Origin of the sequence: Streptomyces sp. NPDC094143 (assembly GCF_040303825.1) — a bacterium.
Classification (GTDB): domain Bacteria; phylum Actinomycetota; class Actinomycetes; order Streptomycetales; family Streptomycetaceae; genus Streptomyces.
The window spans coordinates 77638-97727 of the sequence record NZ_JBEOTZ010000016.1 but is presented as its reverse complement, the minus strand read 5'-3'; the positions used below and the strand labels follow the sequence as shown (position 1 = coordinate 97727).

The 20090-nt window shown below is 73.9% G+C and carries 19 protein-coding genes; 6 read left to right on the top strand and 13 right to left on the bottom strand.

Annotation, left to right across the window (positions count from 1 at the left end; translation table 11 throughout):
• Nucleotides 1–10 precede the first annotated feature (10 nt).
• A complete protein-coding gene (locus ABTZ58_RS21345; RefSeq protein WP_351358796.1) occupies nucleotides 11–502 on the bottom strand; it encodes an Lrp/AsnC family transcriptional regulator in 492 nt (163 codons plus the stop codon).
• Between the two features lie 59 nt (nucleotides 503–561).
• Between ABTZ58_RS21345 and ABTZ58_RS21340 the strand changes: the two genes are divergently transcribed.
• Nucleotides 562–1779, top strand: coding sequence for a trans-sulfuration enzyme family protein (locus tag ABTZ58_RS21340; protein WP_351358793.1), 1218 nt, complete (start codon nucleotides 562–564; stop codon nucleotides 1777–1779).
• A 9-nt stretch (nucleotides 1780–1788) separates the two neighbouring features.
• On the opposite strand, the gene ABTZ58_RS21335 is transcribed toward ABTZ58_RS21340, so the two are convergent.
• From ABTZ58_RS21335 to ABTZ58_RS21320, 4 genes are all read right to left on the bottom strand, one after another.
• A complete protein-coding gene (locus tag ABTZ58_RS21335; protein ID WP_351358790.1) occupies nucleotides 1789–3048 on the bottom strand; it encodes a GNAT family N-acetyltransferase in 1260 nt (419 codons plus the stop codon).
• Between the two features lie 109 nt (nucleotides 3049–3157).
• Entirely contained in the window at nucleotides 3158–4720 is a 1563-nt protein-coding gene (locus ABTZ58_RS21330) for an alkaline phosphatase D family protein (RefSeq protein ID WP_351358787.1), read from the bottom strand.
• 126 nt (nucleotides 4721–4846) lie between these two features.
• The gene (gene pdxR / locus ABTZ58_RS21325) at nucleotides 4847–6289 is read right to left on the bottom strand and encodes a MocR-like pyridoxine biosynthesis transcription factor PdxR (RefSeq protein ID WP_351358784.1); all 1443 of its coding nucleotides are present in this window, start codon (nucleotides 6287–6289) and stop codon (nucleotides 4847–4849) included.
• A 49-nt stretch (nucleotides 6290–6338) separates the two neighbouring features.
• Nucleotides 6339–7169 (bottom strand): alpha/beta fold hydrolase, encoded by an 831-nt coding sequence (locus ABTZ58_RS21320; protein ID WP_351358781.1) that lies wholly within the window; start codon nucleotides 7167–7169, stop codon nucleotides 6339–6341.
• Between the two features lie 182 nt (nucleotides 7170–7351).
• Here ABTZ58_RS21320 and ABTZ58_RS21315 point away from each other — a divergent pair, with 182 nt between their 5' ends.
• Both ABTZ58_RS21315 and ABTZ58_RS21310 read left to right on the top strand, forming a co-directional pair.
• Nucleotides 7352–8233: an RNA polymerase sigma-70 factor gene (locus ABTZ58_RS21315; RefSeq protein WP_351358778.1), complete on the top strand. Its 882-nt coding sequence runs from the start codon at nucleotides 7352–7354 to the stop codon at nucleotides 8231–8233.
• A gap of 167 nt (nucleotides 8234–8400) precedes the next feature.
• The gene (locus tag ABTZ58_RS21310; protein WP_351358775.1) at nucleotides 8401–9162 is read left to right on the top strand and encodes a GntR family transcriptional regulator; all 762 of its coding nucleotides are present in this window, start codon (nucleotides 8401–8403) and stop codon (nucleotides 9160–9162) included.
• A 27-nt stretch (nucleotides 9163–9189) separates the two neighbouring features.
• Here the strand turns inward: ABTZ58_RS21310 and ABTZ58_RS21305 are convergent, their stop codons facing one another.
• The 3 genes from ABTZ58_RS21305 to ABTZ58_RS21295 form a co-directional block, all read right to left on the bottom strand.
• Nucleotides 9190–10368 carry an ROK family transcriptional regulator gene (locus tag ABTZ58_RS21305; RefSeq protein ID WP_351358772.1) on the bottom strand — a complete coding sequence of 393 codons (1179 nt, stop codon included), beginning with the start codon at nucleotides 10366–10368 and terminating at the stop codon, nucleotides 9190–9192.
• 89 nt (nucleotides 10369–10457) lie between these two features.
• Nucleotides 10458–11120: a response regulator transcription factor gene (locus tag ABTZ58_RS21300; protein WP_351358769.1), complete on the bottom strand. Its 663-nt coding sequence runs from the start codon at nucleotides 11118–11120 to the stop codon at nucleotides 10458–10460.
• Nucleotides 11121–11134: 14 nt separating this feature from the next.
• On the bottom strand, nucleotides 11135–12304 hold the full coding sequence (locus ABTZ58_RS21295) for a sensor histidine kinase (protein ID WP_351359025.1): 1170 nt from the start codon (nucleotides 12302–12304) through the stop codon (nucleotides 11135–11137).
• 109 nt (nucleotides 12305–12413) lie between these two features.
• On the opposite strand from ABTZ58_RS21295, the gene ABTZ58_RS21290 reads away from it, so the two are divergent.
• From ABTZ58_RS21290 to ABTZ58_RS21280, 3 genes are read left to right on the top strand one after another with little or no spacing between them, the layout of a single operon-like run.
• Nucleotides 12414–13334, top strand: a complete 921-nt coding sequence (locus tag ABTZ58_RS21290; RefSeq protein WP_351358766.1) for an ABC transporter ATP-binding protein — start codon at nucleotides 12414–12416, stop codon at nucleotides 13332–13334.
• Between the two features lie 2 nt (nucleotides 13335–13336).
• The gene (locus ABTZ58_RS21285; RefSeq protein WP_351358763.1) at nucleotides 13337–14062 is read left to right on the top strand and encodes an ABC transporter permease; all 726 of its coding nucleotides are present in this window, start codon (nucleotides 13337–13339) and stop codon (nucleotides 14060–14062) included.
• 56 nt (nucleotides 14063–14118) lie between these two features.
• On the top strand, nucleotides 14119–14550 hold the full coding sequence (locus ABTZ58_RS21280; protein ID WP_351358760.1) for a hypothetical protein: 432 nt from the start codon (nucleotides 14119–14121) through the stop codon (nucleotides 14548–14550).
• A 39-nt stretch (nucleotides 14551–14589) separates the two neighbouring features.
• On the opposite strand, the gene mug is transcribed toward ABTZ58_RS21280, so the two are convergent.
• The 5 genes from mug to ABTZ58_RS21255 all read right to left on the bottom strand — a co-directional run bounded on the left by mug (nucleotide 14590) and on the right by ABTZ58_RS21255 (nucleotide 19955).
• Entirely contained in the window at nucleotides 14590–15135 is a 546-nt protein-coding gene (gene mug, locus ABTZ58_RS21275) for a G/U mismatch-specific DNA glycosylase (protein ID WP_351358757.1), read from the bottom strand.
• Between the two features lie 13 nt (nucleotides 15136–15148).
• Nucleotides 15149–16591, bottom strand: coding sequence for an adenylosuccinate lyase (gene purB, locus ABTZ58_RS21270; protein WP_351358754.1), 1443 nt, complete (start codon nucleotides 16589–16591; stop codon nucleotides 15149–15151).
• Nucleotides 16592–16739: 148 nt separating this feature from the next.
• Nucleotides 16740–17519 carry an SGNH/GDSL hydrolase family protein gene (locus ABTZ58_RS21265; RefSeq protein WP_351358751.1) on the bottom strand — a complete coding sequence of 260 codons (780 nt, stop codon included), beginning with the start codon at nucleotides 17517–17519 and terminating at the stop codon, nucleotides 16740–16742.
• A gap of 73 nt (nucleotides 17520–17592) precedes the next feature.
• Entirely contained in the window at nucleotides 17593–18606 is a 1014-nt protein-coding gene (locus tag ABTZ58_RS21260) for a hemolysin family protein (protein ID WP_351358748.1), read from the bottom strand.
• Nucleotides 18603–19955 carry a hemolysin family protein gene (locus tag ABTZ58_RS21255; RefSeq protein ID WP_351358745.1) on the bottom strand — a complete coding sequence of 451 codons (1353 nt, stop codon included), beginning with the start codon at nucleotides 19953–19955 and terminating at the stop codon, nucleotides 18603–18605. Before ABTZ58_RS21255 ends, ABTZ58_RS21260 begins: the two co-directional genes overlap by 4 nt.
• Nucleotides 19956–20090 lie beyond the last annotated feature (135 nt).

Genomic DNA, 20090 nt, shown 5'->3' with positions numbered 1-20090 from the left:
ACCGCGCACGTCACGCGGATTGAGCCGTGGGCGAAGGCGGCAGCAGCGGCCCGCACTCCCACTGCTGGAAGATCAGCCGGGTCTCCACCCGGGCCACCTCCCGCCGCGCCGTGAACTCGTCCAGCACGAGCCGCTGCAGATCGGCCATGTCGGCGACCGCGACATGGACCAAATAGTCGTCGGGACCGGTCAGATGGAAGACCGTCCGCGACTCCGGCAGCGCCCGGATCCGCTCCACGAACGGCCCGACCAGCTCCCGCCGGTGCGGCCTGACCTGCACCGACAGCAACGCTTGCAGGCCTCGCCCCAGCTTGGCCGGATCCAGCTCCAGCCGGTGCCCGAGGATCACCCCCGAGCGCCGCAGCCGGGCCACCCGGTCCAGACAGGTCGACGGCGCCACCCCGACCTGCGCGGCGAGATCCCGGTACGTCGCCCGGGCGTCGTTCTGCAACAGCCGCAGAAGGTGAAGATCAACCGGGTCCAGTACGACAGAATCGGCCATCGGCCGAACGTAGCACGGGGTTCGCCGCCGCCGACCCGGCCGGTGTTCACCCTTCCGTCATGGACACAGCGAGCATGGGCGCCTACGACGACGTACGCACCGCACCGCGAGCACTCGCCACCGAGGCCGTGCACGCCGGCCGGGAGGATCTCGCCCGGCAGGGACTGCACGCCCCGCCGATCGACCTGTCCACCACCTACCCCTCGTACGACAGCCGCGGCGAGGCGGCCCGGATCGACGCCTTCGCCGCCACCGGCGCGGAGCCGGACGGCCCGCCCGTGTACGGGCGGCTGGGCAACCCGACCGTCGCCCGCTTCGAGACGGCGCTGGCCCGCCTGGAGGGCACCGAGGCGGCGGTCGCCTTCGCCAGCGGCATGGCCGCGCTGAGCGCCGTCCTCCTCGTACGCGGCGCGCTGGGCCTGCGTCACGTCGTCGCCGTGCGCCCCCTGTACGGCTGCAGCGACCACCTGCTCACCGCCGGGCTGCTGGGCTCGGAGGTCACCTGGACCGACCCGTCCGGTGTCGCCGACGCGCTGCGCCCGGACACCGGTCTGGTCATGGTGGAGTCCCCGGCCAACCCGACCCTCGCCGAGGTCGACCTGCGGGCCGTGGCGCACGCCTGCGGCTCGGTGCCGCTGCTGGTGGACAACACCTTCGCCACGCCGGTCCTCCAGCGCCCGGCCGGGCAGGGGGCGCGGCTGGTGCTGCACAGCGCCACCAAGTACCTCGGCGGGCACGGGGACGTGCTGGCGGGCGTGGTCGCCTGCGACGAGGAGTTCGCGGGGCGGCTGCGGCAGGTGCGCTTCGCCACCGGCGGCGTCCTGCACCCGCTGGCCGGCTACCTGCTGCTGCGGGGCCTGTCCACCTTGCCGGTCCGGGTCCGGGCCGCCTCCGCCACGGCGGCCGAACTCGCCCGCCGCCTCGCCGCCGACCCGCGCGTGGTCCGCGTCCACTACCCGCGCATCGGCGGCGCCATGGTCGCCTTCGAGGTCGACGGCGACCCCCACGAGGTCATCGCCGGGGTACGGCTCATCACCCCGGCGGTCAGCCTCGGCAGCGTCGACACCCTCATCCAGCACCCGGCGTCCATCAGTCACCGCATCGTGGACGCGGAGGACCGCAGGGGAGCGGGGGTGAGCGACCGGTTGCTGCGCATGTCCGTGGGCCTGGAGGACGTGGAGGACCTCTGGTCGGATCTCGACCAGGCCCTGAAGCGCTCCGAAAGGGGCGCGGGGAGCGGCGCGACCAGCCACCACGCACCCGCACCCGCCCGCTGACGCACGCCCCTACGGCGCGGAGGCGCTCCCCAGCTCCTCCGCACCCGTGGTCACCACGGACTCGTCCAGCCGCGCCGTGATGACCAGGGTCCCCTCCTCGACCTGGTACTCGAGCGGCAGCCCGAGCCCTCGCATCGCGGCGACCATCCCCGTGTTGGACGCCTGCGTCACGGCGTACACACTCGCGCACCCGGCCTCACGGGCCAGCGCGACCAGCCGTCCCAGCAGCTCCGCGCCCACGCCCCGCCGCTGCCACGCGTCCTCGACGAGCAGCGCGACTTCCGTCTCGTCGCCGTCCCACAGGAGGTGACCGAGCCCGACGATCCGCCCGGAGGCGGTCTGCACGGCGAGGGTGCGGCCGAAGCGCGGGCTCAGCAGGTGGTTGAGGTACCGGTCGGCATCGCCGACCGGCCCGTGGTAGCGCAGCTTCAGCGTGCGCGCCGAGCACCGCTCGTGCATCGCCCTGGCCGCCCCCAGATCACGGGTGTCGGCCCGCCGCACGGTGATGTCGCTGCCCTCGGCGAGGGTCAGCACGTCCCGGCCGCGCGGGACGCGCGGCCCGAGCCGGGCGTCCAGTTCGACCAGGGCCCGGGCCCGGGCGAACTCGGTCGGGGTGAAGGGCAGATAGGGCCGCTCCACGGTGATCACTCCGCCCTCCGGGGCGCGCAGCCGCATCACCGTGTCGTCGAGGGCGCCCTCCACGGGCAGGCCGCCCGCCATCCGGTCGCCACCGGCCGGTGCGGGCTGCGAGCGGATGGTGCACCGGCCCAGCAACTGGCGCAGTGCCAGCGGCAGTTCCGCCGCGTCCAGGGCGGTGCGGGCGGCGAGGGAGAGCACCCGGGTCGGCGCGTCCACCAGGTCGTGCGCGTCGGCCCGCTCGATCCAGGTGTCGCTGCCGCCGGCCGAGGAGACCGCCGTGGTGATCGCGGAGGCCGGCAGGTCGCCGGGGGCCCGCAGCAGGAACTCGTCCACCGTGCCCTCGGCCAGCGGATGCGTCTGGAGACTGAGGATGTCGACCCGGTGTCCGGCCAGGGCCGCGCACAGGGCGGCCAGGGATCCCGGTTCGTCCTTCACCGTGGTCCGCATCCGCCACAGGGTGTGCGCCCCCGGCACCGGCTCCGGTGCCGGGGACTCGGTATCACTCGTCGGCGGCGCGTGTTCGTGGCGTCGCGTTCGCCGGGACCGGAACGCCTCCGCGAACCGCTGCCACCGGGTGGCGGGTCGGCAGTCGTCGTTCCGGTGCGGCACCTGGGTCACTTCTCGCGTCATGCACCCACTGTGACGGAACGGTGTTGCGTCATCGAGAACGCACTGTGACCAGAGGGTAAAGGGGCCAGTTTCCCCCCATTGTCGACGCTTCAAACGTTGCGTTCCGTGCCTACTGGCCGACCCGGCCCGGCTGAAGGACCTTGGTGAACAGCACGGTGCCGTCCTGCTCGCGCAGACGCACCGTCAGCTCGCCACTGCCGCCGTCGATGTCGACCTCGCCGAAGAACTGGTAACCGCCGGCCGGGGAGACGTTGGCGGTGGTCGGGGCCTTCACGAACACCCGCTCGGGGCCGAAGGTCGCGTCCAGCGCGCTCGCCGGGAAGGCACCGGCGTTCAGCGGGCCCGAGACGAACTCCCAGAACGGCTCGAAGTCGGTGAAGGCGGCCCTCGACGGCTGGTAGTGCTGGGCCGAGGTGTGGTGCACGTCGGCGGTCAGCCACACCGTGCCGGTGATCCGCCGGTGCTTGATGTGCCGCAGCACCTCGGCGATCTGCAGCTCACGGCCGAGCGGCTTGCCCGGGTCGCCCTGGGCGACGGCCTCGATGTCCGTGCCGTCCGGCACGACCAGGCCGAGCGGCATGTCGGAGGCGATCACCTTCCACACCGCCCGGGAGCGGGACAGCTCGCGCTTGAGCCACTCCAGCTGCTCGCGCCCCAGGATGCCCTGCGCGTCGACGGGCTGGGTACCGGGGGAGTTGGCGTTGCGGTAGGTGCGCATGTCCAGGACGAAGACGTCCAGCAGCGGGCCGTGGTGCTGCACCCGGTAGACCCGGCCGTCGGGGCGGCGCAGCGTGGAGATCGGGAAGTACTCCGAGAACGCCTGGCGGGCCCGTGCGGCGAGCACGTCGACGCGCTTCTCGGTGTACCGGGCGTCGGTGAGGATCTCGCCCGGGTACCAGTTGTTGGTGACCTCGTGGTCGTCCCACTGGATGATGGACGGCACCCGGGCGTTGAAGGCCCGCAGGTTCTCGTCGAGCAGGTTGTAGCGGAAGTTGCCGCGGAACTCCCCGAGCGTCTCGGCGACCTTCGCCTTCTCCTCGGTGGTGACGTTCCGCCAGGTGCGGCCGTCCGGCAGGGCCACGGTCGCGCTGATCGGGCCGTCGGCGTAGATGTTGTCACCGCTGCACAGGAAGAAGTCGGGGTCCAGCGCGGCCATCGCGTTGTAGATCGTGTAGCCGCCGAACTCCGGGTTGATGCCCCAGCCCTGACCGGCCAGGTCGCCGGACCAGACGAAGCGCACCCCGTCGCGCCGCTTCACGGAGGCCGTACGGAAGGTGCCGGTGACCGGCTCGCCCGTGCGGCGCGGGTCGTCCGGGTCGGCGAGCAGCACACGGTAGTGGATCTGCTCGCCGGGCGGCAGGCCGCGCAGCCGGGTCGTGCCGGTGAAGTCCGTGCCGGAGCCCAGCAGCGGGCCGTGCCATCTGCGCGGGTTGCGGAACGACTCGGTGGCCGACGTCTCGACGATCATCCGGGCCGGCCGGTCGGAGCGCACCCACACCAGCCCGGAGTCGCAGGTCACGTCGCCCGCCTGGACACCCCAGCCCGCGGCGGGACGCCCCGAGCGCGCGAAGGCGGGCGCCGCGCCGAGCGCGGTGGGCAGGGACAGGGCCGCCGACGCGGCGAGGGAGCCGCGCAGGACGCTACGGCGCCCGGGGAACGGACGGTGGGACATGGATACGCCTCCAGGGACGGGATCCGGCCAGTGTGCACAGCCACAACTACTGGCACGCCGCAGCGCCCACACCAACCCCAAGTGAACAACCGACCGCGGGGTGAGGGAACCCGGCCGGGGGCGGTGTCAGCCGGTGGCGGCCCGCGCCATCAGCCGCACACCCTCGGCGATCCGGGCGGGCGGCACGTGCGCGTAGCCCAGCACGAGCCGGACCTCCTTCGCCTCGGCGCCCTGCTCGCCGGGAGCGTGGGCGTAGGCCGACAGCGGGCGCACCGCTACCCCGGCCGCCGACACGCGCGCGAGGAACCGCTCCTCGGGGCCGTACCGCTCCGGCAGCGTGGCGATGACGTGCAGTCCCGCGGCGATCCCGGACACCCGGGAGCCGGGGAAGTGCGCCTCCAGGGCGGCGACCAGCGCGTCGCGCCGCTCGCGGTAGGCGCGCTGGCAGCGGCGCAGCTGGCGGTCGTAGTCGCCGCGCTCCAGGAAACGGGCGAACAGGGCCTGGTCGAGGGCGGGGTGGCCGAGGTCCATGGTGCGTTTGCGCTCGACGACGTCGTCCGTCCACGCCTCCGGCACCAGCAGCCAGCCCAGCCGCAGGCCCGGGGCGAGCGACTTGCTGACCGAGCCCGTGTAGGCGACGTGGTCCGGGTCGAGCCCCTGGAGGGCGCCGACGGGGGCGCGGTCGTAGCGGAAGTCGCCGTCGTAGTCGTCCTCCAGGACGATGCCGTCCACGGACCGCGCCCAGTCCAGCAGCCCGGCGCGGCGGCGGGCCGAGCAGGCGACGCCGGTGGGGAACTGGTGGGCCGGTGTCGTCACCACGGCCCGCACGCCCGATGCCCGCAGCGGCTCCAGGGCGATCCCCTCACCGTCCACGGGCACGGGTACGGCCCGGACCCCGGCCGCCGCGTACAGCGTGTCGTGCTGGGGACTGCCGGGGTCCTCCACCCCGACCGTGCGCACCCCGCGCGCGTGCAGCGCGAAACCGAGCAGGGTCGTCGCCTGGGCGACTCCGGAGACCACCACGATCCGCTCCGGGTCGGCCACCACGCCCCGCCGCCGGGCCAGCAGTTCGGCCAGGGCCGTCCGCAGCCGGGGCAGCCCGCGCGGATCGGGATAACCCAGCTCCTGGTGCGGCAGCTCGGCCAGCACGCCGCGCTGGGCGGCCGCCCACGCCGAGCGCGGGAACAACGCGAGGTCCGGTGTCCCGGGCACGAAGTCCGCGCGGGTGCCGGGCGAGCGCGGGGCGAGGTCGTGCGCGCGCGGCGGCGCGGCCCGTACGGCCGCGCCCACCCAGGTCCCGGCACCCCGGCCGCTGCGCAGGTAACCCTCCGCCGTCAGCTGCTCGTACGCCTCCGTGACCAGTCCCCGTGACACCCCCAGGTCGGCCGCGAGGTCCCGGCTCGACGGCAGCCGGGTGCCCGGTGCCAGCCGGCCCGAGCGGACCGCCTCGCGCAGCGCCGCCTGCAGGGAGCGGCCACGCGTGCGTGCCGGTGCCGAAGCGGCCGGGAGGAGCAGCTCCCAGGCCGCGGACGCGGCATCTGTGCCCGCATCGCTCTGCCTTGCCCTCATGAGGGGAGACCTTAGAGGCTCCCGGGCCGGGGCGGTCGCGACCGTGCGGTCAGCGGCTGCCGTCGAGGACGACCCGGGCCACCAGCGCCGGGTCGTCGTTCATGGGGACGTGTCCGCAGCCGGGCAGCCGCACCAGGCGAGCCTTCGGGATGACGTTCTTGGCGCGCACGCCCTGGCGGGGGATGAGCAGCCGGTCCCGGTTGCCCCACGCGACGGTGACCGGCGTGCCGACGATGTCGTCGGTGAACCGCACGGTCCGGCCCGAGCGGAGTGTCTCCGAGAAGCCCTGGGCCCGGGCCAGCGCGAGCGTCTCGGCGACCACGGCCTCGGGAGCGCGGCGTCCCGGCCGGGCGTAGACGGTGCTCGTCAGCAGGGTCCGGCCGATCGCCGGGCGGGCCAGCCGCTCGACCACGGGCGGCGGGATCCGCCGGGCGATCTGCCGCATCGCGCTCAGCACCGTGAAGGCGTAGCGCCGTTCGGCGTCGTTCCAGAACCCGGCGGGGGACAGGGCCGTGACGGACCGCACCAGCCGCGCCCGGGCCAGGTCCAGGGCCAGCAGGCCGCCCAGCGAGTTGCCCGCCACGTGCGGCCGTTCGATCTCCAGCGCCGCGCACAGCGCCACCAGCACGGCGCTCATCGTCGGCAGGTCGTGCGCCATGCCGTCCGGGAGCGCCGGCGACTCACCGCAGCCGGGCAGGTCCACGGCGATCACGTCGCGCTCGGCGGCCAGCGCCGGGAGCACCGGGTCCCAGACCTGCCGGTGGTGGCCGATGCCGTGCAGCAGCAGGAGGGGTTCGCCGCTGCCCCGGCGGGTGTACGCGAGGGTCACGTGCTGTTCGCCGCGCGCGGTGGCGACGGGGAAGGAGACGGTGGTGGGCATGTGGTGCTCCTCGGCTGGACTCGCTGACGGACGCCGTAGACAGCTTGTCAGCAATTGCTACCGACGGGTAGGGCCGGGATGGCGCCGCGTTTCCGGGCCGCAGCGCGCCGACGTGCCCGGACTTGTCCGGGCACAGGCGGTTCCGCCTGGACAGGGCCGCGGCCGTGGGCTGGGATGGAGCCGTGACCACCGAGACCGCGACCGACGTGTTCGAAGCACACCGCCCCGTCCTGCTGGGCGTCGCCTACCGCATGCTGGGCCGCGTGGCCGACGCGGAGGACGTCGTCCAGGACGCCTGGCTGCGCTGGTCCGGCGCCGACCACGCAGACGTGCGCGAACCGCGCGGCTACCTCGTCCGGATCACCACCCGCCTCGCCATCGACCGGCTGCGCCAGATCAAGTCCCGCGGCGAGACCTACGTGGGCCCCTGGCTGCCGGAGCCGTACGTCACCGACTTCGGCGCCACCGTGCCGGACACCGCCGAGCGGGCCGTGCTCGCCGACTCCGTCTCGCTCGCCGTCCTCGTCGTCCTGGAGTCGCTGTCACCGCTGGAACGGGCGGTGTTCGTGCTGCGCGAGGCCTTCGGCTTCCCGTACGCCGACATCGCCGCCATGCTCGACCGCGGCGAACCGGCGGTGCGTCAGCTCGCCGGGCGGGCCCGCAGGCACGTCGAGGAGGGCAGGCCGCGCTACGAGGTCGACCTGGCCCAGCGCCGCGACCTCACCGAACGGTTCCTCGCCGCCGCCGCCGAGGGCGATCTCGAAGGGCTGATGGCGCTGCTCGCCCCGGACGTCCGGCTGGTCGGCGACAGCGGCGGCAAGGCCCGGGCGCCGCTGCGGGTGCTGGAGAGCGCGGACAAGGTGGGCCGCTTCCTCGTGGGCGCCGCGCGCAAGGGGCTGCACGACTTCTCCGTGCGGTTCCTGGAGGTCAACGGCGGCCCGGCCGTGCTGGTCCTGTCCGGCGACGAGCCCGACTCGGTCTTCCAGCTCGACGTCGCCGACGGGCGCATCCAGGCCGTGTACGTCGTGCGCAACCCCGACAAGCTGCGGTCGCTGACCGTCTGACGCAGGCCGCCGCGGCACCGCGAAGGCCGTATTGCTGTGCCGTGAACGTTCCCGGCATTGGTCTTGACCAAGGATCAGGGCCGCCCTATGGTCGCAGAGAAGTGCAACAACCTTTAATAAACAAGGGCGCTAAAACGCCGCCGGCCACGGCTATTGCGGAGGACAGGGTGGGGACCACGCAGCTGGAATCGGTGCCGGAACCGAAGTACTGGCATCTCAAGACCGTGCTCAGCCAAGCGCTCGACTCGGACTTCTCGGTGGGGGAGATCCTGCCCAACGAGCGTGATCTGGCGGCCCGTTTCGGCGTCGCCCGCGCCACGCTCCGCCAGGCCCTGGAGCAACTCGAACTGGAAGGCAGGCTGCAGCGCCGCCGCGGTGTCGGCACGACCGTCGCGCCGCCGCGCATGGGCGTCTCCCTCGGCACCGGCCCGCACACCTGGCCGGGCGGCCCCGAGGACGCCTGGCAGCCGGTCGACTGCACGGCTGCGGTGCCGCCCGCGGCCGTCGCCGACGCCTTGGAGACGGGCCGTGACGAGCCCGTGCACATCGTGCGCCGCTCCCGCGTCTCGCACGGCCGGCCGGTGGCCGCCGAACTGCTCTACGTCCCCGACTTCTCGGTGCCGGAGCTCTCCGGCATCGACGCGCCGTCCGGGGCGGCTCGCGCGCGTGCGGTGCTGCGCGAACTGCAGCGGCGGGACCTGGAGCGGCAGGAGAACGCGGTGGAGCTCGGCTCCGCCGGGGCGGACGACGCGAAGGAACTGGACCGGCTGCCCGGGGCGCCCGTCCTCGTCGTCACGACCCGCTTCGTCGCGGCCGGGCGCACGGCCGCGCTGTCGGTCGCGACGTACCGCGCCGACACATGCCGGCTGACCTTCGGTGACGCGGGGAGCGTGGAGATCCACACGGGGCCGCAACGGAAGGCGTCCTGAGCGTCGCGGCCCGCGGGTGAGGGTGCGTCAGGACCGGTCGCGTCCGCGCGGCGGGAAGGGCGTCGCCCTGCCCTCCACCCTGAAGAGCTGTTCCTCCACGTGGTCCAGGGCGAGGCGCAGGGCCCCCGTGGCCACGGCCGCGTCGCCGAGACGGGACAGGGTCACCTGCGGGGGGCGCAGGCAGTACCGGGCGAGTTCCCGGCGGAGGGGGTCCAGGACGCCGTCCAGGCCCGCCGCCCACCCGCCGACGACGACGAGTTCCGGGTCCAGGGCGAGGGCGAGGGCCGCCACGTCGTGGACCAGGCGCTGGATGAAGCGGTCGACGGCGGCCCGGGCCCGCTGGTCGCCCTCGCGGGCCTGCGCGAAGACCTCGGCGACCGCCTGCTCGTCGAGCGGGTGCAGGGGTTCGTCCGTGGTCGACAGCAACGTCTCGGGCGTCACCTCGCGGCCCAGCAGGTGCAGCGCCCCGATCTCGCCGGCCGCGCCGCCGTAACCCCGGTGCAGCCGCCCGCCGATCAGCGAACCGGCGCCCGGGCTGAGCCCGGCCAGGACGTACACCACGTCGTCGGTCTCGGTGGCCGCGCCCTTCCAGTGCTCGGCGACGGCCGCCGCGTTGGCGTCGTTCTCCACCAGCACCGGGCACTTGAACGACCGGCTGAGCCGATCGCCCAGCCGCAGCCCCGTCCACCCCGGCAGGGCGGTCCCCAGCCGTACCGTGCCGTCCGCCTCGACGATCCCGGGCGTCGCCACGCCTACGGCCCGCAGGGAACCCCGCGCGACGCCGGCCCGCCGCAGCAGCTCGGCCACGGCCCCGCGCAGCCGCTCCAGCCGCTCGTCGGCCTGCGCCGTCTCCGCCACGTCCTTGGCATGGGAGCCGATCACCCGGCCGTCCAGATCGGCGAGCAGCACGGCGACCCGGCGCGCGCCCACCTCCACGCCGAGCAGATGCCCGGCCTCCGCCCGGAACCGGAACCGCCGCGCCGGCCGCCCCTGCCGCCGGGCGGCTCCCTCCTCGGCCGCCTTCTCGACGACCAGGCCGGCCTCGATGAGTCCCTCCACGACGCCCTCGACCGTCGGTCTCGACAGGCCCGTCACCCGGGTGATCTCGGTCAGCGTCGCGCAGTTTGTGGCACGCAGCGCGTGCAGCACCACCGCGGAGTTGATCCTTCGCAGCAGCGAGGGATCCCCGCCGGTCAGCCGCCCCACCGTCCGTCCTCCCAGGTCGTGCGCGTGTTGGCCGGATCGTACTTCGGCACGGCGCGCCCCGGCGAGGGGCGGGCACCGCACCCGGGTGATCAGCCCGGTGCGACGAACCCCGATTCGTACGCCGCGATCACCGCCTGCGTGCGGTCCCGCGCCCCCAGCTTCGCCAGCACCGAGCTGACGTGCGACTTCACGGTCTCCGTCCCGACGACCAGCCGGTCCGCGATCTCCGCGTTGGACAGGCCCCGTGCCATCAGCCGCAGCACCTCCGCCTCGCGCTCGGTCAGCTGCGCCCGCTCCATGGCGGCCCGCGCGGCCCGGTTCCCGCCGCTGTCGCCGTACTCGGCGGCCAACTGCCGCACCGAGGCCGGGAACAGCAGCGACTCGCCCTCGGCGATCAGCCGCACCGCGTGCACGATCTCGGCGGGCCGGGCCCGCTTCAGCAGGAACCCGTCGGCGCCCGCGCGCAGCGCCTCGTAGACGTACTCGTCGTTCTCGAAGGTCGTCACCACGAGGATGCGCGGCGGCTCGTCGACCGACCTCAGCAGCGCCCGGGTGGCCTCGATGCCGTCCAGCAGCGGCATCCGCACGTCCATGGCCACCACGTTCGGCCGCAGTCGCCGCACCAGCGGGATCACCGCCGCCCCGTCGGCCGCCTCCCCGACGACCTCGATGTCGGGCTGCGCCTCCAGCACGGCCCGCAGACCCGCGCGCACGAGGGGTTCGTCGTCGACGAGCAGAACGGTGACCGGCATCGGACCAGCGTAGATCAACTCAGCGGCAGCTCGGCATGGACCTGCCAGTCGCCCTCGTCGGGGCCGGTCCGGGCCCGTCCGCCGAGCAGGGCGGCGCGCTCGCGGATACCGCGCAGGCCGCTGCCGCGCCCTCGGCCCGGTGCCCCGGCCGGCAGCGGATTGCGTATCGCGAGGACGAGCGTGCCGTCGGCGATCCGCACGCGGACCCGGACCGGGACCGCCCCCGCGTGCCGCAGCACGTTCGTGAGCGCCTCCTGAAGGATCCGGTAGCCCTCGCGGGACACCGGCCCGGGCACCGCCTCCACCGGTCCGGTCACCTCGGCGTCCACCTTCGCGCCCGAGGACCGCGCGGACTCCAGCAGTCGGCCGGCGTCCGCCAGGGTCGGTCTGCCGCCGACCGGCTTCCCCGACTCGCGCAGGACGCCGAGCACCCGCTCCAGGTCCTCCAGGGCGGCCCGGCCGGTCTCCTCGATGGCCCCCAGCGCCCGGTCGGTGAACGCGGCATCACCCGCGGCCCGCGCGGCCCCCGCCTGAACGACGGCGACTGTGAGCGCGTGGCCGATGGAGTCGTGCAACTCGCGGGCGATCCGGGTGCGTTCCAGCAGCTGCTCGGTGCGCTCCTCCAGGGCGGCGACCCGCTCGGCGGGGGAGGGGCCCAGCAGCCGCACGGCCAGCGCGGTGACGAGGTGGCCCGACCAGACGACCACCACGGGCAACAGCAGCAGGGGCACGGGCGCGAGCAGGCCGTACCACCAGTGGTGCCCCGAGAGGGGCAGCAGCGCACCGCCCCCCGGCTCCCCGCCCAGGGCCGTCGTCGCCAGGTCGATCGACAGGAGCGGCAACTGCATGGAGAGCATGGCCACGGTGTAGCCGATGACGAGCCGGGCCTCCAGCCACACCACGGTCCGGCCACGGTCGGCCCAGGTGGCCGACGGGGCGGCCCCGATCTCCTCGCTCGCGCTGTCGTGCCGGTGGCCGGTCAGCAGGAGCCGGGCCTGCAGCCCCTCCACGAGCCGCATCGCGGGCACGAGACCGGCGAGCCCGAGCAGCACGGCCGCCGTGGCCTGCGTCCACCACGTCTCCTCGATGAACAGCCACAGGGACGGCCACACGACGGCCATGGCCAGGTGCAGCCATCGCGTGTACGTCACCGCCCGGGTCAACGGGCGCAGCATGCGGACCATGGCGTCATCGTGCCAGCCGCCACCGACAGCGGGCCTCCCCCGCACGGGGGAGGCGATCTCCACCGCCGGGGGAGGCCCCGACCCCGCGCCGACGGCCACGCTTGCCGCCATGACCAGCATCGACGTCCAGGACCTCACCAAGGAGTTCGGCGGCCGGCGAGCCGTGGACCGGCTCTCGTTCCGTGTGCTGCCCGGCCGCGTCACCGGCTTCCTCGGCCCCAACGGCGCGGGGAAGTCCACCACCATGCGGCTGGTGCTCGGCCTCGACCGGCCCACCGCCGGTTCCGCCACGCTCGGCGGACGCGCCTACGCCACCCTGAGCGAACCCCTGCGCCACGTGGGCGCCCTGCTCGACGCGCAGGCGGCGCACGGTGCGCGCACCGCCCGTGACCACCTCCGAATCCTGGCCGTGAGCAACCGCATCCCGGACCGGCGGGTCGACGAGGTGCTGGAGCAGACCGGCCTTGCCTCCGTGGCCCGCCGCCGCGTGCGGACGTACTCCCTGGGCATGCGGCAGCGGCTCGGCATCGCCGCCGCCCTGCTGGGCGACCCCGGCGTGGTCATGCTGGACGAGCCGTCCAACGGGCTCGATCCCGAGGGGATCGCCTGGATCCGGCAGTTGCTGCGCCGCCTCGCGGCGGAGGGCCGCACGGTGCTGGTCTCCAGCCATCTGATGAACGAGACCGCGTCCTTCGCCGACCACCTCGTCGTCCTCGGCCGCGGCCGGCTGCTCGCCGACACCCCGGTGCGGGACTTCATCCACGCGCGTGTGCGTCCCCGGGTGCGGATCCGCACCACCGACCCCGCCGCCCTGAGCAGCGCCCTCGCCCGGCACGGCCACGCCGCCGTGGAACACCCGGACGGGCACTGGATGGTCCCCCACGCGCGCGTGGACGACATCGGCCGTATCGCCTCGGCGGCGGGCGTGCCCGTCCTGGAACTCGCCGCGGAGGAGGCCACCTTGGAGCAGGCCTACTTCGACCTCACCGGCACCGAGACCGAGTTCACCGCACAGCCGCAGGAGGCCTGACCATGGACCACACGCCCGTACTCCGCTCCGAGTGGCTGAAGATCCGCACCCTGCGGTCCCTGCCCGGAGCGCTGCTGGCCCTGTTCGCCGCCACCACGGCGTTCTCCGCGATCGCCGGTGTCTCCGAGACGTCCGCCCCGGACTTCGACCCGCTGTTCACGGCCCTGTCCGGTGTCGTACCGGGACAGATCGCGGCCGTCTCCTTCGGGGCGATGGCCGTGTCGGCGGAGTTCCGGCCGGGTGCGCTGCGGCTCTCGCTGGCCGCGGTGCCGCGGCGGGGCCGGTGGTTCGCGGCCAAGGCGGCCGTCGTCGCCGCAGCGGTGTTCCCGGTGGGGCTGTTGACGGCTTCGGCGGCCCTGTTCGTGGCGCGGGCGGGGCTCGGCGCGGCGGCCGACGGGCTCGGTGCCGCGCAGCAGGTGCGCGGTGTCGTGGGCTGCGCCGTCTACCTGACACTGATGGCCCTGCTCGCGGTGGGGCTCGCCGCCCTGCTGCGCAGCGGGGTCGCCACCCTGTCCCTGCTGATCCCCTTCCTCCTCGTCGTGTCCTTCGTGATCGGCGACGCGGCGGGCACGGTCGCCGGCTTCCTCCCCGACAAGGCGGGACAGGTGGTCCTCCACGAGACGTACGACGGGACCCTCGGGCCCTGGTCGGGGCTGGCGGTGACCGCGCTGTGGACGGGCGCCGCCCTGCTGGTGGGAGGGTGGAGCCTGCGGCGCAGGGACGCCTGAGAGGGGGCCGGCCTGATGCCCCGCCAAGTGTCAGTGGGGCCCGGTTTACTGGAGCCATGAACATCGCACAGCACATCGCCCTCATCGACGAGCTGTGCTACCGCCCCTTCCCGGCGGAGCACGGCCCGTCGGACGTCGGCGCCTCGGGACCCGGCCGGCACGTCGCGGTGTTAGACGCCGCGGCGGACGACGACCCGGCGCGGTGGGCGGTGGTGGTGGACCAGCTGGAGAAGGAGCGGGACGCCGTCTGCGAGCTGCTGGCCTCGCGGTGGGGCGACACGCCGCCGTACGGCCTGCAGACGGTATTGCTGCGCACCGAGCGCGAGGAGATACCCGGGCCCTGGGCCGAGTTGAGCGAGCGCGCGAGCCTGGCCCACGTGTGGGAAGTGGAGGGCACCGGCCGCTGGGTCGCCGTGGCGGTCACCGACCGCGACGCGACGCAAGGACCCCGACTGGTGGCGCTGGTGACGGAGATCCCCCCGCCCTGAGGGGGAGCGCCCTGACAGGGATCGACGCGTCGTGGGCGCTCAGCCCTCGGCCGCTTCCCGCAGGCGGGCGAACTCCTCGGCCATCGTCTCGGCCGTCCAGTGCGCGTTCAGTCCGCTCGGATTGGGCAGCACCCACACGCGCGTGTCACCGATCGTCCGAGCCTGCGGCCCGACCCGGGCCTTGCGGTCGTCGAACGCGGCGCGGTAGGCGGTCACTCCCACCACCGCAAGCCAGCGTGGGCGCAGCCGCTCCACCTTCTGCGCGAGCAGGCGGCCGCCCTCCCGGTACTCCTCGGCGCTCAGCTCGTCGGCCCGGGCGCTCGCCCGCGCCACGACGTTGGTGATGCCCAGCCCGTACGACAACAGCTGTTCCTGCTCGGCCGGCTTCAGCAGCCGCGGCGTGAACCCCGACCGGTGCAGCACCGGCCAGAAGCGGTTGCCCGGGCGGGCGAAGTGGTGGCCCGTCGCGGCCGTCATCAGCCCGGGGTTGATCCCGCAGAACAGCACGCGCAGGTCCTCCGCGACCACGTCGGGCACGACGCGGTCGCGGGCGGCCTCCAGCTCCTCAGGGGTGAAACGGGGCATGGCGTGCGGCGCTTCAGAGGATCGCGCCGGGGGTGTAACCCGCGGCCCGGGGGTGCTGCTTGACGATCTCCTCGACCCGGGCGACGACCGTGGCGACCTGGTCGCCCGCGGCACCCGTGAAGGACAACTTGTCCGCCATCAGCGCGTCCAGCTGGGCCCGGTCCAGCGGGATGCGCGCGTCCGAGGCCAGCTTGTCGAGCAGTTCGTTGCGCTCGGCGCCCTGCTCGCGCATCGCGAGCGCGCAGGCCACGGCGTTCTCCTTGATCGCCTCGTGCGCGAGCTCCCGGCCGACGCCCGCGCGCACGGCGCCCATCAGCACCTTGGTGGTGGCGAGGAACGGCAGGTACCGGTCGAGCTCGCGGGCGACGACCGCCGGGAACGCGCCGAACTCGTCGAGCACCGTCAGGAACGTCTCCAGCAGGCCGTCCAGCGCGAAGAACGCGTCCGGCAGCGCGACCCGGCGCACCACCGAGCAGGACACGTCGCCCTCGTTCCACTGGTCGCCCGCCAGCTCACCGGTCATCGAGGCGTAGCCGCGCAGGATGACCATCAGGCCGTTGACGCGCTCGCAGGAGCGGGTGTTCATCTTGTGCGGCATCGCCGAGGAGCCGACCTGGCCGGGCTTGAAGCCCTCGGTGACCAGCTCGTGCCCGGCCATCAGCCGGATCGTCTTCGCCAGCGACGAGGGCGCCGCGGCCAGCTGCACCAGCGCGGTGACGACCTCGTAGTCCAGGGAGCGCGGGTAGACCTGGCCGACCGAGGTGAACGCCTGCGAGAAGCCCAGGTGCGCGGCGATGCGCTGCTCCAGGTCCGCGAGCTTGGCGGCGTCCCCGCCCAGCAGGTCGAGCATGTCCTGCGCGGTGCCGACCGGACCCTTGATGCCGCGCAGCGGGTACCGGCCCAGCAGTTCCTCGACGCGGCCGTAGGCGACCAGCAGCTCGTCGGCCGCGGTCGCGAAACGCTTGCCGAGGGTGGTGGCCTGCGCGGCCACGTTGTGGGAGCGGCCGGCCATGACGAGCTCGCCGTACTCGCCGGCGAGCTTGCCGAGACGCGCCAGGACCGCGACCGTGCGGTCACGCATCAGCTCAAGCGAGAGCCGGATCTGCAGCTGCTCGACGTTCTCGGTGAGGTCGCGGGAGGTCATGCCCTTGTGCACGTGCTCGTGCCCGGCGAGGTCGTTGAACTCCTCGATCCGCGCCTTCACGTCGTGCCGCGTGACCTTCTCGCGCTCGGCGATGGAGGCCAGGTCGACGGTGTCGAGGACCCGCTCGTAGTCGGCGAGCGCCGCGTCCGGCACCTCGATCCCGAGGTCCTTCTGGGCGCGCAGCACGGCGAGCCAGAGCTGTCGCTCCAGCCTCACCTTCTGCTCGGGCGACCAGAGCGTGGCGAGCTCGGCGGAGGCGTAGCGTCCGGCGAGGACGTTCGGGATGCGGGGCTTGGCGGGAGCGGAAGTCACGTGGACGGATTCTACTGGCGATTCGTGCAGGCCAGCGCAGCGGGTGGGTTCGTCGGAACCTACGAGAGCGTCCCGGGTGCGGCGGGGGCGCGGGCGGAGCGGCGTGACGCGGTCACCGGGGCACGGCGCGGCCGCAGGTGGCGACCCGCTACGCCAGGTCCTGCCACGGCAGCAGTTCGGGCCGCTTGGGCGGGAGGCCGTCCCCCGAGGAGCGGCCCGTCAGGCGGCGGCCTATCCACGGCAGCAGGTGCTGCCGGGCGAACCGCACGTCCGCCGCGCGCCGCATGACCCAGCCCGGGGGCAGCGTCGCCGGCATCGGCGTGCGCCACTCCGGGTCCTCCGGCTCGTAGCCGAGGGCCTGCCAGACCGCCTCGGCGACCCGGCGGTGGCCCTCCGCCGTCAGGTGCAGCCGGTCCACGTCCCACAGCCGCGGGTCGGCGAGCGAAGGGGCGCCGTACAGGTCGACGACGAGCGCGCCGTGCCGCGCGGCCAGCTCGTCGACGCAGGTGAACAGCTCCTCCATGCGCGGCCGGAACCGCTCCAGGACCGGGCCCTGACGGCCGGGGCTGCGCATCAGCACGAGCTGCCGGCAGGCGGGGGCCAGCTTCTCGACGGCCTCCTCCAGGAGACCGCGCACCCGGCCCATGTCGCACTTGGGCCGCAGGGTGTCGTTGAGCCCGCCCACCAGCGTGATCACATCCGCGCCCATGGCCGCCGCGACGCCCACCTGCTCGTCGACGATCTGGCGGATCAGCTTGCCGCGCACCGCGAGGTTGGCGTACCGGAAGCCGGGCGTACGGGCGGCCATCCGCGCGGCGAGCAGGTCGGCCCAGCCCCGGTAGGTGCCGTCGGGCAGCAGGTCCGACATGCCCTCGGTGAAGGAGTCACCGAGGGCGACCAGGCTGCTGTGGGTGGGGTTCGTGTCCATGGCGGCGGAAATGATATCCCGTGCACATACCCAGCAGTCGGTCACCCGTCCCGGAGCACCGGCGACCGGTGCCTCACGCCCGCTGCCCGAACAGCTCCCGCAGCACGTCCTCCATCGTCACCAGCCCGGCCAGCCGCCCGTCCGATCCGAGGACGGCCGCCAGGTGCGTCCGGCTGCCCCGCATCGCCGTGAGGACGTCGTCCAGCGGTGTGTGCTCCCGCACGCGCGCGATGGAGCGCATGTCGCGCAGCCGGAACGGCACGTCGCGTCCGATGGCGTCCAGGGCGTCCTTCACGTGCAGGTAGCCGACGATCCGCCGTCCCTCGTCCACCACCGGGAACCGGGAGAACCCGGACTCCGCCGACAGCCGCTCCAACTGCTCCGGGGTGACACCCACGCGCGCGTAGACCACCCGCTCCAGGGGCATCACCACGTCGCGCACCGGGCGGCGGCCCAGTTCCAGCGCGTCGTGCAGCCGCTCCTGGGCGCGGTCGTCGATGAGGCCGGCCTCGCTGGAGTCCTTCACGATCTGCGCGATCTCGGCGTCCGAGTAGGAGGCGGCGACCTCCTCCCGGGCCTCCACGCGCAGCAGCTTCAGCAGCGCGTTGGCGAAGGCGTTCACCGTGAAGATCACCGGCCGCAGCGCCCGGGACAGCGCCACCAGGGGCGGGCCGAGGGCCAGCGCGCTGCGCACCGGCTCGGCCAGCGCGATGTTCTTCGGCACCATCTCGCCGAACAGCATGTGCAAATACGTCGCCAGGGAGAGCGCGATCACGAAGGACACCGCGTGCCCGGCGCCCTCGGGCACGCCCATGGCGTGGAACGCCGGCTCCAGCAGGTGTGCGATCGCGGGCTCGGCCACCACGCCCAGCACCAGCGTGCACAGCGTGATGCCGAGCTGCGCGGCCGCCATCAGCGCGGACACGTGCTCCAGCCCCCACAGCACGCTCTTGGCGCGCCGGTCGCCCTGGTCGGCGTGAGGCTCGATCTGGCTGCGGCGCACCGAGATCAGCGCGAACTCGGCGCCGACGAAGAAGGCGTTGACGACGAGCGTCGCCAGGCCGATCAGCAGCTGGACGGCGGTCACAGCTCCACCCCCTTTGCGGCGCGCTTCGCGTCGGGCTTCTCGTCGTCCAGGGGCGCGCGCAGCAGGACGCGGGCGGCCCGCCGGCCGGTGGCGTCCAGGACCTCCATCCGCCAGCCGGCGACCTGGAGGGTGTCACCCGGGGCCGGTATGCGGCCCAGCTCCGTCGCCACCAGCCCGGCGAGCGTCTCGTAGGGCCCCTCCGGCGCGCGCAGGCCCACGCGCTCCAGGTGGTCCACGCGCGCGGAGCCGTCCGCCGAGAAGAGGGCGTGCCCGCTCTCGTCCGTACCGGCCGGCGCGAGGTCCGGCAGCTCGTGCGGGTCGTGTTCGTCCCGCACCTCGCCGACGACCTCCTCGACGATGTCCTCCAGGGTGGCCACGCCCGCGGTGCCGCCGTACTCGTCGATCACGACGGCCATGGTGCGCTTGCCGGAGAGCCGGTCCAGGAGGCGGTCGACGGTGAGCGACTCGGGGACCAGCAGCGGCTCGCGCATCAGCTCGGAGACGTGGACCCGGGTGCGCTGCTCGGCCGGGACCGCCAGCACGTCCTTCACGTGCGCGGTGCCGACGACCGAGTCGAGCGTCCCGCGGTAGACGGGGAACCGGGACAGGCCGGTCGCCCGGGTCGCGTTCGCCACGTCCTCCAGGGTCGCCTGCACCTCCAGGGCGACCACCTGCACCCGGGGCGTCATCACGTTCTCCGCGGTCAGGTCGGCGAGGTTCAGCGTCCGTACGAACAGTTCGGCGGTGTCGGCCTCCAGGACGCCCTCCCTGGCGGAGTGCCGGGCGAGCGCCGCGAGCTCCTGCGGCCCGCGCGCCGAGGCCAGCTCCTCGGCGGGCTCGACGCCGATCCGGCGCACGACGCGGTTCGCCGTGTTGTTGAGGTGCGTGATGAACGGCCGGAACGCGGCGCTGAACCAGCGCTGCGCGTTGCCCACGGTCTTGGCGACGGTCAGCGGTGAGGAGATCGCCCAGTTCTTGGGCACCAGCTCGCCGACGACCATCAGGAACACCGTCGACAGGGCCGTGCCGATCACCAGCGCGAGGCTGCGCGAGGCGGAGCGCGAGACCCCGGCGTCCTCCAGCGGACCGGCGATCAGCGCGGCGATGGACGGCTCGGCCAGCATGCCGACGACCAGGTTCGTGACGGTGATGCCGAGCTGTGCACCGGAGAGCTGGAACGTCAGGTTCCGTACGGCCTTCAGGGCGCCCTGGGCGCCGCGTTCGCCGCGCTCCACCGCGCGTTCCAGCTCCGCGCGCTCGACCGTGGTGAGGGAGAACTCGGCCGCCACGAAGGCGCCGCAGGCCAGCGAGAGCAGGATCGCCGCCAGGAGGAGGAGCACTTCGGTCATCGGTTCACCCCCGTTCCATGGTTCTCCAGGACCGGGCGGGGCGCGCGGCGTGGCGCGCTGGGAGGCTCGCCCATGGGCGGACGCTCACAACCTTTCATAAAGAACCGAGTGGCCATCCAAGAGTAAAGGATGGGC